The 14,078-nt window shown below is 40.9% G+C and carries 8 protein-coding genes; 2 read left to right on the top strand and 6 right to left on the bottom strand.

The window, feature by feature from the left end; all coding sequences use genetic code 11:
• Positions 1–16 precede the first annotated feature (16 nt).
• The 6 genes from B2400_RS16250 to B2400_RS16225 form a co-directional block, all read right to left on the bottom strand.
• Complete coding sequence (locus B2400_RS16250; RefSeq protein WP_286651626.1) at positions 17–898, bottom strand: hypothetical protein; 882 nt, start codon at positions 896–898, stop codon at positions 17–19.
• 251 nt (positions 899–1,149) lie between these two features.
• The gene (pnp, locus tag B2400_RS16245) at positions 1,150–3,342 is read right to left on the bottom strand and encodes a polyribonucleotide nucleotidyltransferase (RefSeq protein ID WP_293934978.1); all 2,193 of its coding nucleotides are present in this window, start codon (positions 3,340–3,342) and stop codon (positions 1,150–1,152) included.
• 152 nt (positions 3,343–3,494) lie between these two features.
• A complete protein-coding gene (locus B2400_RS16240) occupies positions 3,495–5,291 on the bottom strand; it encodes an alpha-L-fucosidase (protein WP_293934975.1) in 1,797 nt (598 codons plus the stop codon).
• Positions 5,292–5,443: 152 nt separating this feature from the next.
• Positions 5,444–7,357, bottom strand: a complete 1,914-nt coding sequence (locus B2400_RS16235) for a SusD/RagB family nutrient-binding outer membrane lipoprotein (protein WP_293934972.1) — start codon at positions 7,355–7,357, stop codon at positions 5,444–5,446.
• 18 nt (positions 7,358–7,375) lie between these two features.
• Positions 7,376–10,417: a SusC/RagA family TonB-linked outer membrane protein gene (locus B2400_RS16230; protein ID WP_293934969.1), complete on the bottom strand. Its 3,042-nt coding sequence runs from the start codon at positions 10,415–10,417 to the stop codon at positions 7,376–7,378.
• A 53-nt stretch (positions 10,418–10,470) separates the two neighbouring features.
• Positions 10,471–11,658 (bottom strand): ROK family protein, encoded by a 1,188-nt coding sequence (locus B2400_RS16225; protein ID WP_286651630.1) that lies wholly within the window; start codon positions 11,656–11,658, stop codon positions 10,471–10,473.
• A 213-nt stretch (positions 11,659–11,871) separates the two neighbouring features.
• Between B2400_RS16225 and B2400_RS16220 the strand changes: the two genes are divergently transcribed.
• Together B2400_RS16220 and rpsO are read left to right on the top strand one after the other, a co-directional pair.
• Entirely contained in the window at positions 11,872–13,083 is a 1,212-nt protein-coding gene (locus tag B2400_RS16220; RefSeq protein WP_149527209.1) for an acyltransferase family protein, read from the top strand.
• Positions 13,084–13,201: 118 nt separating this feature from the next.
• Positions 13,202–13,480, top strand: a complete 279-nt coding sequence (gene rpsO, locus B2400_RS16215; protein WP_149527210.1) for a 30S ribosomal protein S15 — start codon at positions 13,202–13,204, stop codon at positions 13,478–13,480.
• Positions 13,481–14,078: the final 598 nt, after the last annotated feature.

The following is a 14,078-nucleotide window of genomic DNA, read 5'->3' as shown; positions in this document are numbered from 1 at the left end:
TGGCACCCTTTCTTTATTATTCTTGTTCCGATTGTATTTCTTTCATCGCTTGCTCGACTGCCTCTATGTTGTTAAAATCGATATTCCTCCTCTTCAAACTCACATAGAGATTGGAAGGAATAATCACAAACCTATAATTAATTCCAGTCGACAACGGTAGCAACGCACCACCATCATGAACGAATCTGTATAACACAAGTTCTCTCAGCTTAAGTTTAAAAGCAATTGTACTTATTCGACCACCGGCACGACTAGTGTAGGGCAAAGGAAATGCACCTCCACCGTAATCTAAGTAAACCAAAATCGCAGCGGACTGAATAACGGTTTCTGAAAGTTGCGACGAGTAAATATGAGCAATCCTCATCGTTGTACCGTCCATAATACTATCTTTATATCTTACAGCCGTTTTCCAGCCGGAATACAAAACCCTGGCGTCGGCTTTCAAATTTGTACCAACTCCCCAACCACTTGCCGTTTTGGGACCATATAAAATCATCTGCGCTGTATTCATATAAAAGTCTCCCACGACTCCCAATGTTGCTGCAGGAACCGCAGTTCCTGAAAGAATCTTTGTGCCGTTTGTACCATTCACACCGTCCTTCCCATCGTCTCCTTTTATACGAGTGGGGCTCCCCCAACCTGCCGCCAACTTTGGCCCATAGAGGTCACCTGTTGCAGTCCGAAAATAAAAATCACCGATTTTCCCTAATGTTGCTGCTGGAACCGTTGCACCACTTAAGAATACCGAGCCATCCGCCCCCTTTATCCCCTGAGCACCCTTTTCGCCAACTTCACCCTGATCACCTTTCGGCCCCTGAGGTCCCATATCACCTTTTTTACATGCTCCAGCAAATAGTATAACTATTCCAAGTAAGAGCATAAGAATCTTTGTTTTCATACATATCAAGTTTAATTCAGTACCAATGATTGCTGAACTAAAACTAGTGTATTTATAAAGATTCAATTTTGTAAATGAGCGACAGAAGTATTCCAGCGAGTGGAGCAGCCCAATTAATGAGTAAAAACCTTCCATGTTTCTATTGAAACACCATCAGGAAAGAGAGTACGTGGTGTCCTTTGAAAACAGAAACGCTCAGAAAAAAAGATAGCCATCTGTTCGGATGGCTATCTTTTTTCTTATGAAGTGAATTACGCTTGAGGAGCATCTGTTGCCGGAGCGTCTGTCGCTGGCTTTTGCTCTTGTTTTGCCTTATCTTCTCTTGGAGGGCGAGGTAATAAAGCTTTACGAGAAAGCTTCATTTTTCCTTGCTTATCAATATCTAATAACTTAACAGTTACCATATCTCCTTCTTTGAAAACACCGTCCATTGTTTCTAGACGCTTCCAGTCAATTTCAGAGATGTGCAATAAACCATCTTTTCCTGGTAAAATTTCAACGAAAGCACCAAATGCCATGATAGACTTCACTTTACCTTCATATACTTCACCAATTTCCGGTTTCGTAACGATTGCTTTTACGCGTGCCATTGCTGCGTCGATAGAATCTTTATTTTCTGCAAAGAACTGAACGATACCTTTGTTATCAACCTCTTCGATCGAGATTGTAGCACCGGTTTCACGTTGCATTTCTTGAATCACTTTACCACCTGGTCCGATCACAGCACCGATAAATTCTTTATCAATAGTAATTTGAACGATACGTGGAGCGTGTGGTTTGTAATCTTTACGAGGAGTTTGAATAGTCTTAGCCATTTCGCCTAAGATATGTAAGCGAGCCTCTTTAGCTTGATCTAAGGCCTGAGTTAACACTTCCCATTTCAAACCATTGATCTTTAAGTCCATTTGACAACCTACGATACCTTTTTGTGTACCTGTAACTTTAAAGTCCATATCGCCCAAATGATCTTCATCACCCAAGATATCCGATAAAATAGCGTATTTACCAGTCTTCTCATCTGTGATCAATCCCATTGCAATACCAGACACTGGAGCTGCAATCTTAACACCCGCATCCATCAATGCTAAAGTACCAGCACAAACGGTAGCCATAGAGGAAGAACCATTGGATTCCAAAATATCTGAAACTACACGAATAGTGTAAGGATTATCTTCGCCTGTTGGCAGTACTTGTTTCAATGAGCGCATGGCTAAGTTACCATGACCAACCTCACGACGACCTGGACCTCTATTTGGTCTTACTTCACCCGTAGAGAATCCTGGGAAATTATAGTGTAAAATGAATTTGTTATAACCGTGGAAGAATGCGCCGTCGATCATTTGTTCATCATCTTTCGCGCCTAAGGTTACTGATGTCAAGGATTGAGTTTCACCACGTGTAAACACAGCTGAACCGTGAGCAGCAGGTAAATAATCTACTTCAGACCAAATTGGACGTACTGTACGAACATTACGACCATCTAAACGAATTCCTTCGTCTAATACTAAATTACGTACCGCATCGTATTGAACGTCGTGGTAGTATTTCTTTAACAAGAAAGCAGTATCATCATCGATCTCCTCACCTTGCGTTGCAAAGAATTCTTCGCCGATTTCAGCAAATCGCTCTGTACGCTCATGTTTAGTTGATCCTGATTTTGCTACCTCATACACTTTATCATAAGTCGCTGCATAAACAGCTTCTCTCAATTCAGGGTTTGAAGGCTCATGAACAAACTCACGTTTGGTTTCTGAACCTACTAATCTGCTTAATTCAATTTGTCCCGCAACTTGCTTTTTGATCGCTTCGTGAGCAAAAGCAATAGCTTCAATCATCTCTGCTTCTGAAATCTCCTTCGCTTCGCCCTCAACCATCACGATATCTTGTGCAGATCCCGCAACGATAAATTCTAAGCTCGCATTCTCTAAAACAGATACCGTTGGGTTGATCACTAATTGACCATCAACCTTCGCCACGCGAACTTCTGAAATAGGACCATTGAATGGAATGTCAGACACTGCGATCGCAGCAGAAGCTGCTAATCCTGCTAATGCATCTGGCATAATTTCCTTATCCGCAGAAATTAAACTCACCATTACCTGTGTGTCCGCATGGTAAGTATCTGGGAATAATGGGCGTAATGCTCTATCTATTAATCTTGAAATTAAAACTTCATAATCTGAAAGTCTAGCTTCACGACGTAAGAAACCGCCTGGGATACGGCCTGTAGCCGCGTATTTCTCTTGGTAATCTACAGATAAGGGAAGAAAATCAACTCCAGCCTTAGCTTCTTTTGAAGAAACAACCGTTGCTAATAGCATCGTGTTTCCTTGTTTTAATACAACCGATCCGTCCGCTTGCTTCGCTAACTTCCCGGTAGACAATTCGATAGGCGCAAGTCCGCCGCCCATCTCAATCGTTACTTTGTGTTCGTTATAACTCATTGTGTTTTCGTTGTGATGCAGTTGCCTCAAATAGAATGCATCAATTTAATTTTGACCTTTTTAATCGCACAAAGGTAATTAAAATTTCCTCCCTAATCCTAGTAGCGACTTATTTTTTCCAACCTAGAAACCAGAAGTTTCCTAATCGGATATTATTTTATCGCTTCAACCCAAATCCTATTAAACCAAATCGGATCTGAAGATGAAAAGTGTACTTCATAATAACCGGCACGATCAGCCAGGAATGTACCAGCATCCTGATCCAAAAACTCCTCTACATACCAATTCTCGTTCGGCTCGACCGTTACTTTTCCATTGGGTTTAGCAAGGATAGTAAAATCTTGCTTATACCGCTTCGCAGCAGCGCTTGCTTCTAAGCTCAAACGTTGAACCGAAAGTTTTAACTCACTTTCTTTACCATTTCCATTATGGATATTCGACGTCAATCTATATTTTCCGACTTTCGGCAGATACAGCTTCCACGCAACCTCCTGATTTCCCTTCAATGCTAAATAGTCCGGCCGCGTACCGTCGAATGCTTTCAATTCAACTCCCGGAGTAATAACATTTCTTGCATTCAATGCAAAACCGCCAAACGTGGATTCCCCCACTACTTGATCATCTAAATAGATCTCATCGAAACTCAACTTAATCACCGAAACATAAGGATCCGGTTGTCTATCGGGAACCTGGATATGCATCAAAGGGCCGAACTGCTCCACCGATAAATTAAGCTGCCCGTTGGGGGTCAAAAGTGTTGCACGAACCGGCTTTCCCATCAGCCCGGAAACGCGAAGTCTTTTATCCAATGGCCAATTGTAAACATGAAGATATAAGTTCTTCCCGCTTTGATCCTGAGTAATTCGCCCCCAGTCATGTTGCGTACTTTTTAATTTCAGCCCTTTGTTGGCATACAAAGCTTCGCCATATAGTGCTAACCACTTACCAATCGTCTCCAAACGTTCTACTCCCTCGAAAGGCACAGACCCATCTGCTCTAGGTCCAATATTTAGGGTATATGATCCATTTAAACTCACATTATTGATCAAGGATTGAAAAATCTGATTGGTGGATTTCCATTCGTTCTCTAGCGCATTGAAACCCCAGGAATGCGCAATAGTACCCGGCGTTTCCCAAATATGATCCGTATAAGCTTCCCCGAATACATTATCACCCAAAGTTTCAAAATCAACATTTTCATTACTAATTGGAAGCCCTAAACGAGAATTTATCAAACAATTCGGCTGCAGTTGGTGTATCATGTTCGCCAGCTGATCCAACTGTTCCTTCCTGATGATACTTTCCTGATAAGGGATCCACATATCGAACCACATCAACGCAATATCACCGTAGTTTGTCAGAAGCTCACGTACCTGTGGGATCACCTTTTCCTGCCAATATTGATTGTATTGCGCGTCCGTTACTCGCCCGGTTACTTCTTGATTATGGCTCCAGGCATAAGGGTGTTGCCAATCGATCCAATGAGAATAATAAAAGCCCAATTTCATGTTATGCTTTCGACAGGCATCGGCTATCTCCTTAATTACATCTCGCCCGCTCCCGCTCAACTTTGGCAAGGAATAGCTCCCCACTTTCGTATCCCAAAGTGCAACTCCATCGTGATGTTTTGAAGTAAAAATGATATATTTCATACCGGCCTTTTTGGCCAGCAAAACCCATTCCTCAGGATTGATCTTTTCCCAATCAAATCGCTTTGCTAATTCTCCATATTCAGCTTCGCCTATCCGATTCCTATATCGGATCCACTCTGCATAGTTATTTGGATGGCGCAAGCGCTCTCCCTTCCAAATCCCCTCGGTAGCACTGTAAAGCCCCCAATGAATGAACATCCCATAGCGGGCATCCGCTAACCACTGAGCCTTGTCGCTCTGTGCACTGGCATAAAACGTGTAAATGATAAATAAAAATAATAGGCTTAATTTTCTCATGAATTATAGTGTATATATCGGCTTTAATGAGTTGTTCAAATATAGTAATTCGTGTAGTCTATCGCTATAATTTCAGCCATCCTGACTGGTAAAAACAATAAATTCCTATAGGGCAGTGCCCTATAGGAATTCGATATGATGTAAAACTGAATTTAGTTTTTCTTAGCCCACCAAAGTGGAGTTAAAACTTTATCTTCACCACCTAATGCTGTCACCGCTTGTGCATATCCTTCAGGCGACGATTCTCTAAACACAGAAGGGAAAGGAATACGTTGAGGGAAGAATTTCACACGGTTTGTCATCACGTTTCCACTATTTAAATCCGGAAGATTTGTCAATGGATTTTCAACAGCTGGATTTTCGAAAAACGGCAATCCTAATCTTCTGTGATCACTCCATGCCTCCAGTGGCAACCATGGCATATTAGCAATATATTTTTGCGTAATAATCTTCGTTAAAGCATCGTTACGAACAGTACCATTTTTATAGATGGTATTTGCCGGATAAGGGATGCTTGCAGTTCCTGTAGCATTGGTATAGCCATCGACATAGCTCATGCTGTGCGAATTTCCAGGCTCTGTTGTGTGTGTAAATTTAGCTGACGTCCCAACGCGGTTGTAGTCCTCAGATGCCAAGTAAGCAGCAGCATGTTGAGAAACGCCCCAGTACTCAAAGCTTGATTTTACCCCATTCTCATACGCAGCTTGTGCTGTTGTTCCTACAGACCAACCTTTCAATGCCGCTTCCGCTAATAAGAAATAAGATTCCCATGCTGCAAAGAATACACGTTTTGCACCACTTGCTCTAAATGCTTGTGATAGGCCAGGAATCTTTCCAATTTGTACCGAACGGATGCCATTTGCTGTACCCAATGCACCAAAGTCACCAATAGCAGTCGTACTCCATGTATTTTTAGTGTTCAACTTGATATCGCCAGAAGCGCGTTTCATTGTTACCTCTGTTTCCTTTGCATCATTCGTCCAAGATGGATAGTTTGACCAAGTGCTGCTTGAAACATCTCCAGGAATATAGAATGTTTTGTAAGCGCGTGGATCGATTGTATTAGGAAGCCCATCGAAGAAGTACCCTGCAGAAGGGTCATTAGTTTTAACAGAATAATGCTCTAACATACGCTTTCCTACATAGTTTGCTGGCTTAATCGCTGAATGGAAGCTCGCTGCAAGTTGATCTTGAGACTTAATACCACCTAAACCTAAGTATAGATTGTTTAACGTTGCTGATAGCACTTGTCCATTCCATTCGCGGCTCATGACACCCGATAGTGGGTCCCATCCTGGTTTCTCTTGAATAGCGAACATTTCACTTGCATTCTTAATGTAGTTACCGCCTGCTGCTGCACTTTCAAATTCTGCTTTCGCTTTTGCAGGAGCAACCTCAGCGATACGCATTGCAAAACGCATGCGCAAGGAGTTTCCGTATTTCGTCCAGCTATCTACGTTAAAGCCATAAGCATTATCAAACTTTGTCTTGGTATTAGGAACCGGATTATCAGCATCTAGTTTTGAAACCGCATCTTTCAACTCGTTCAATATGAAGGTATAAACTTCTTCCACAGTGTTGTACTTTGGATTCGTGCCTTCAAATCCTTCCAATGGAACCGGACCGAAGTTGTCAGACAATTCGCTAAGCAAATAAGCTCTCCAAATTCTAGAAATCTGAACCATATTGTTGATATGTGGTTCTGCCGTATTTGCAGCTATGCGCTCTTCGCCTACTTTAATTGCTTTGTTGATACTGGTTAACCATTTTGCACCATAACCTCTACCCCAATATTCGTTGGACCAACTGTCATTGTGCGTACCGACAGCAAGACCGTTTGATAGGTGTTGTCTTGCCGCAGTTTTCCAATACAGCACAAAAACACGCTCCGCAATATTGGGATCTTGTTGTGCGCCAATTAATGCATCATTAAACAAATATTCTACTTGTACTTGGCCCTCATTTACTTTCAGAGGGGGAGTGTTCATCTCTTCAAAATCCGAACACGACGTTACGCTTGCCGCAAGTGCAAAAAACAATCCCGCTTTTGATATAATATTTTTCATTTGTCTTCGCTCTTAAAATTAAAATCCTAATGTTAGGTTAATGAAGAATGATCTAGACGTTGGAGTTGAGAAGTTCTCAAACCCTGTCGCGTTGGAGTTGATCGAGAATACAGATTCCGGGTCAATTCCATTAGCATAACTCTTGATCATCCATGCGTTGTTTACAGTAAATGCAATTTTTGCACGCTGTAAAACATTGCTTTTCAATACTGACGATGGTAGGTTATAGCTCAACGTAATATTTCTTAAGCGAATATTTGTCGCGTCGTAAATATTCTCTTCACCCACACCTAGGTTACCCGAATTAGTCACACGATCCCAGTATTGTTGATGAGAAACCGATTTCGTGTTTTCTTTATATCCATTTCCATCTGCAACAACGCCATCAACAACGAAGTCTTCGCGCTTACCACCTGGCGCAGTGATATCTGCCACACCGTTACGCTGTAAATTCAAGTTTGTTCCTGAGAAGAATTCACCGCCGAAACGACCGTCAATCTGGAAAGATAAACCAATGTTTTTGTAGGAGAAACTGTTGATCCAGCCAACTAATGCTTTCGGTGCTTGGTTACCCAATAATACCGCATCAGTCGTTTGTGGTAATCCATTACCATCTAGAATCTTTTGACCATAGAATGGGCTTGCCGCATCTTCCACACGACGATATTTTGTACCGTAGATATTTCCGTATAGCTCGCCCGCATTTGCGCGAACAGCAAGGTTATCAAATCCGCCTAATGTATAGTTTGTAATCTCGTCAGTCAACTCGATAATCTTATTGGTATTCTTCGAAAAGTTAACCGAAGAATTCCAGTTTAATCCTGCGTCAGACTGTAAGATTTGACCATCTAAAGCAATTTCAAAACCTGTATTCTGAATATTACCGGCATTAATCAATTCTGCTCTGAAACCGCTCATTGGATCCATAGGAACCTCAATAATTTGATTGGTAGCATTGTTTTTATACCATGCAAAATCTAAACCTAAGCGGCTGTTGAATAATCTCGTATCAAAACCAAATTCTAACGCTTTGATCAACTCATTTACGAGAGCAGGGTTGAATTTCACATCGTCATAACTACCAACCGCATTGCCATTTGGATCTTTCCCTACGGAATAGCTGTTGTATAGTTGATAAGGTCTTGTGTCATTTCCAACCTCAGCATAGGAACCTCTAACTTTTAAGAAGCTGATAAACTCAGGAAGGTTGCCACCTCTTTTTCTGATCATATCAGAAATTACTAAGGAAGTACTAACTGATGGATAGAAGAAAGGATCTAATAATGTGGATGACCAGTCTTCACGACCTGTTAAAGTCAAGAACCAGAAACCATCGTAGTTAACCTCTGCCGTAGCATATATCGAATTGATTTGCTTTCTGTTGTTCAACTGATCAACCGCTGGGTTACCCACACCGTTTTGCACAGAGAAGAAATTTGGAACCTCAAGCTCACCAGCATTCACATTCAACATCGTCTCGTTCGATTTCATGATCTGGCCGAATAAGGATCCTGACAATCCCCATTTGCTACCACCCAACTCATCTTTTCTTGCATGTAATGCTAAGGTATAGTTACGCTCAGCAAACTCTGTTTTACCGTTTGCATATTTACCGTTTGCAGCCATTGGACTACCTCCGTATGTACGATTATCAAAACGCGTCACGTATGAATCCATACCTGTGCGTGCTTCTGCATCTAACCAATCTGTTAACTTATACTTGATGTTTGCATTCATCATATAACGATTTCTAACGTCGTTATTTTGTTGGTATTCCGCTAACCAGTATGGGTTGATTGAGTTTGTTGTTCCGTACCAGAACATCTTTCCTGTGTTAGTCAATGGGTTTTTGTAATCCAAAATACTCAATGATCTAGGCATGGTGAACAAAGTGCTATAGGCATTTCCATTGTTCTGTCCAGATGTAGGACGATTTACAGCATTGTTGTTCATGTATTGAACTTTGACATCTGTACTCCAACGTTTGTTTTCACCGAAATTAGAAGTCACTCTTGACATCAAATTTAAACGCTCTAAACTAGATCCCGGAATCTTGCTTTGATCATTCAAATACGTTGCAGAGGTGTAAACGCTCGTATTTTCATATTGCTGTTGGAATGAAATATTCTGGGTATGATTCACGCCTGTCTTAAAGAAATCCTGAATATTATCATAAGCTTGATAAGTAGATCCCATTTCCGGACCCCAGCTATATAATTGCAAATTATCGAAAACACCATCTTTACCTTGCGCAAAAGAGTTTTGCAGTTTTGGCAAAGTAAATAACGTTTCTAATCCTAATGTTGATGAATAGGTAATTCCTGTACCTTTTTGCGCTCTACCCGATTTCGTCGTAATAACGATCGCGCCATTACCAGCACGTGAACCATATAAAGCTGATGCTGCACCACTTTTCAGAACGGACATACTCTCAATGTCTTCAGGGTTGATATCCCCTAAACCATTACCCATATCTGTACCCGGGTTCCAAAAGTCGTTGTTCGCTAAACCATTGCCACCTTTTGAACCTAAGAAATTGTTCATCGGAACACCATCTACGATAATTAATGGTTGGTTATCGCCCGCTAATGAGTTATTACCACGTAAAGTAATCTTTGTTGATGAGGCAGGGCCTGCAGAACCTTTGATTACTTGTAAACCAGCAACTTTACCCACTAACGCATTTGAAATATTCGTTTCTTTCGCGTCAGTCAGCTGTTCACCTTTTACTTCCTGAAAAGAATAACCTAGAGATTTCTTTTCTCTCTTGATACCCATCGCAGTTACGACAACCTCATCAATCGACGTATCGTCTGCTTGTAGCGTCACATTATGTGTTCTAGCAGAAACTGTAATGATCTGCGTTGTATAACCAACGATAGAAAAACGTAGCTTCTCGCCATTATTGGCGTCAACCGAATAGTTACCATTGGCGTCTGTTTGTCCCCCACGTGTGGTTCCCACTACCGTGACACTAACGCCAGCAACTCCTGTATTACCATCTGTCACTCTCCCTGTAACAGCTTGTTGTGCGAAAATCGTTGTTATGCTTAGCAACATAACTAGCGATAGACTGCAACATTTTAAGTAAAAATTGCTCATTGTTGATGATTTTAATTTATAATTCTGTTAATTGCTTTTAAAATAGTTCTATCCAATTGGCCCACAGCAACACATCCGCCACCTAATAATTGTACATTTGTTGTATCAGAAAATTCAAGCTTCGTATTATTAGAAAGCCGCGGAATCGCGAATTCATGTAACGCACTCTGAATCTCAGGTAACAGGACACGTTGCGCCTTAGCACCACGTCCCGAGATGATGATTTTCTCCGGGTTGATAATATGAATAAGCGTTGCTATTCCCTTACCTAACATATATCCGATCCGACGAAGTGCCTTTATTGCTAATTGATCACCAGCGTTTGCCGCAGCTAGTAATTCATCCCCTGTGATATAACCCTGCTCCAAGAAGCTTGCTTGTAATACCGATTCCTCGCCTTCTTTCAACATTTCTATCGCAAACTCACGCGCAGCGATTAAAGACGCTTCAACCTCTAAGCATCCTTTCTTTCCACATGAACAAAGCTTGCTCAAATTGGATAGTGGAATATGACTAAATTCTCCAGCATATCCACTGTGGCCTCGATAAAGATCATTATCGATGATCATCCCTAGGCCGACTCCCCAATTTAGATTCACTACCATCACATCTTTGGCATCTCTCCCCTTTCCGAAATTATGCTCCGCGATAGCGATTGCCGTCGAATCGTTCTCGACTTCCGTCCGAATTCCAAACTCCTTCTCGATATTTTCGCGAATCTTATATAATGAAGAACTTTTGCTAAAAGAGTTGTTCAATCCTTCTACCCCATCGACAAACCCTGGTAAAGTAAGCCCTATAATAAACACTGACGCCTTTTCAACCTGCTGTAAGGTTTTAGCAATTAGGGTACAAATTTTAGCATAAGCATCTTCGTTCTCTAATCTGATGTGCTCTGTCAATATTTCAGTCTGCTTTTTATTCGCAAAATCTAGAATGACAGTAGAAGTATAAAATTGGTCGATTGCTACAGATAAAATGAAAGGGAGTGCTTCAGCATTCAGGGCAAAACTTGCAGCACGACGGCCGCCTGTAGATGGCGCGAGGCCATTTTGAATAACCAAATCCGAATTAATCAATTGGTTGACGGAGTTAGTGATGTTAGGCACGCTCTTGCCTACCGAAGTACTCAATTCGGCAATCGATTGCACTTTCGCAAAGTATAAACGTTTGATTATCGATAATTTAAGGCTCTCCAATTGTTTATGATTTGGTAATATTGGGGTAAAGTTAAATTAATTTTTAGAAAACATCCAAATACTTTATAAATTATTTAATAAGTAGATATAACTTCCTTCTAATCTGACGGATTGGAATGCGGAATTTCTTAAATTTTCCCCAACATTTCCAATATCTTATCCATTGCGTTTTCAATACCACTATAAATTGTAACTTAGTTTCAATTATTAGCTATGAAACAACGTTACTACTCATTAGATGTATTTCGGGGTGCGACGGTCGCCCTGATGATCATGGTGAACAATCCAGGAACCTGGTCTCATATGTTTGCCCCTTTACAACACGCACCTTGGCATGGTTGCACACCGACAGACTTAGTCTTCCCCTTCTTTTTATTCGCAGTCGGAAATGCGATGTCTTTCGTAATACCTCGTTTGCAGGAAGCTGGTGATGGTGTATTCTGGAAGAAGGTCATCAAAAGAACAATCCTCATTTTCCTCATCGGATTAGGATTAAACTGGTTTCCATTTGTACAATGGGCAGACGGAGCATTACAGTTCAAAGAATGGGTAAGCAGTACGGATCCTGAAAAAGGCGTACGCATCCTTGGCGTTTTGCAAAGGATAGCCATTGCTTACTTCTTCGCTTCTGTGCTCGCATACTACTTCAAACCTAGAAATCTGATTTACATATCTGCGATCATTCTATTTGCATATTGGGGTATGTGCGCCTTCTTAGGAACAGGCGACCCTTATTCGCTTGAAACCTGGTTCGGCACTGATTATGATAAAGCTATTTTGGGCGTCGCGCATATGTACAAAGGCGAAGGTATTCCATTTGATCCAGAAGGATTAATGAGCACCCTTCCTGCGATTGTTCAAGTGGTATTCGGTTACTTAGCAGGTGTCTTCATCAAAAATCAAGGATCGGTGAATTGGCTCTGGACCAAAGTACCGGCAAGCAATGAGCCTCACTTCAAACTCCTGTCGGGTTTATTGGTTACTGGCTTTATCCTTGTCGTTTTAGCATGGACATGGTCCTTAGGATTTCCAATCAATAAAAAGATATGGACGAGCTCCTATGTACTTTATACGACCGGCTTAGGCATCATGACGATTGGAGGGATGATTTGGTACATTGAGGTACAAGGTGTAAAGAATAAACTAACACAATTCTTCGATGTATTTGGGAAGAACCCATTATTCATCTTTGTATTGAGCGGCCTACTTCCGAAAGCCTTAGGCTTGATACGCATTCCTGCTGGGACAAATGAAGCTGGCGAAGCAATCTTCTCAAGTCCTTTATCTTGGTTTTACAAGAATATTTGTGCTCAGATTCCAGGTCCACCAGAAGTAGGGTCCTTCGCATATTCCTTGGTATTCCTTGCATTTATGTGGGTAATCTGTTACTGGTTAGACAAAAAGAATATTTATATCAAAGTGTAACAGGCCTAAAACCCTGTTTTTGAATAAATTCTCGAAAATAAATTTTAACAATCCAATTGGAGACGCTATCTTTGCGACCAATTAATAAATTTTTTAACGCTTCAATATTATTCAAGAAATGTATTTAAGTAAAGAGTACAAAGCTGATATCTTCGCAGAATTTGCAGGTGCAGCAGCAAACACTGGTTCTGCAGAAGGACAAGTAGCTTTATTCACTAAGAGAATTGCTCACTTAACTGGGCACTTAAAAAACAACAGAAAAGATTTTAACACACAACGTTCTCTACAAAAATTAGTAGGTAAACGTCGTTCATTATTAGCTTATCTGTACAAAAAAGATATCGAAAGATACCGTGCTATTATTAAAGCATTAGGTTTACGTGATATCATCAAGTAAGCTTTTAGTACAAAGTTTTTTAAAACCGTCTTTGAGATAATCAAAGACGGTTTTTTTTGTCTAGATTTTAGATGTTAGACAATAGATATTAGACAGTAAACATTGTTTTCCTTTTCAAAGTGGTTTGTCATAGCTGGAAGTATTCTGTTTTGAACGTTTGGTTTAAACAAGAGGGATTGTTTTGAACCAGGAAAAAAGGATGCAAGGATTTGCAGGATCGGGTAATGTGACATATGAAGGGGTGGCTTGTATTTTATATAGGAGACGTTTCACTAAACGTCTCCTTTAACTCACGATGCCCATACCGTTATCCAAAACCACGCACGATCCTGCTAATCCTAAAATCCTTACTTTCCTGGTTCAGAAATAGTATTTAGTAGTTAGTACTTAGTATAAAGATCTATGGCGGTCAATATGGTCTCCATTTTTTACGGCATACAAAATATCCTGTCAATCCCTGCATCCTTCCTTTCCTGGTTCAAAGACAAAGCGTCCTTAAATCCTTTTTCCTAGTTCAAAACAAACTTTCCTCCCTTTCTTAGTTCACCCCCCCTCTTATCTAAACCATAGGTCTAAATACTAAACTGATATATGAATT

Source organism: Sphingobacterium sp. UBA6645 (genome assembly GCF_002455685.1).
GTDB lineage: Bacteria > Bacteroidota > Bacteroidia > Sphingobacteriales > Sphingobacteriaceae > Sphingobacterium > Sphingobacterium hotanense.
Note: the sequence above shows the minus strand (reverse complement) of the source record. Positions and strands in the feature narration are given on the sequence as shown.

What these genes read in the sequence shown, in the direction of transcription:
- B2400_RS16250 (WP_286651626.1), bottom strand. Translation starts at nt 898, where the DNA reads ATGAAAACAAAGATTCTTATGCTCTTACTTGGAATAGTTATACTATTT.
- pnp (WP_293934978.1), bottom strand. Translation starts at nt 3,342, where the DNA reads ATGAGTTATAACGAACACAAAGTAACGATTGAGATGGGCGGCGGACTT.
- B2400_RS16240 (WP_293934975.1), bottom strand. Translation starts at nt 5,291, where the DNA reads ATGAGAAAATTAAGCCTATTATTTTTATTTATCATTTACACGTTTTAT.
- B2400_RS16235 (WP_293934972.1), bottom strand. Translation starts at nt 7,357, where the DNA reads ATGAAAAATATTATATCAAAAGCGGGATTGTTTTTTGCACTTGCGGCA.
- B2400_RS16230 (WP_293934969.1), bottom strand. Translation starts at nt 10,417, where the DNA reads ATGTTGCTAAGCATAACAACGATTTTCGCACAACAAGCTGTTACAGGG.
- B2400_RS16220 (WP_149527209.1), top strand. Translation starts at nt 11,872, where the DNA reads ATGAAACAACGTTACTACTCATTAGATGTATTTCGGGGTGCGACGGTC.
- rpsO (WP_149527210.1), top strand. Translation starts at nt 13,202, where the DNA reads ATGTATTTAAGTAAAGAGTACAAAGCTGATATCTTCGCAGAATTTGCA.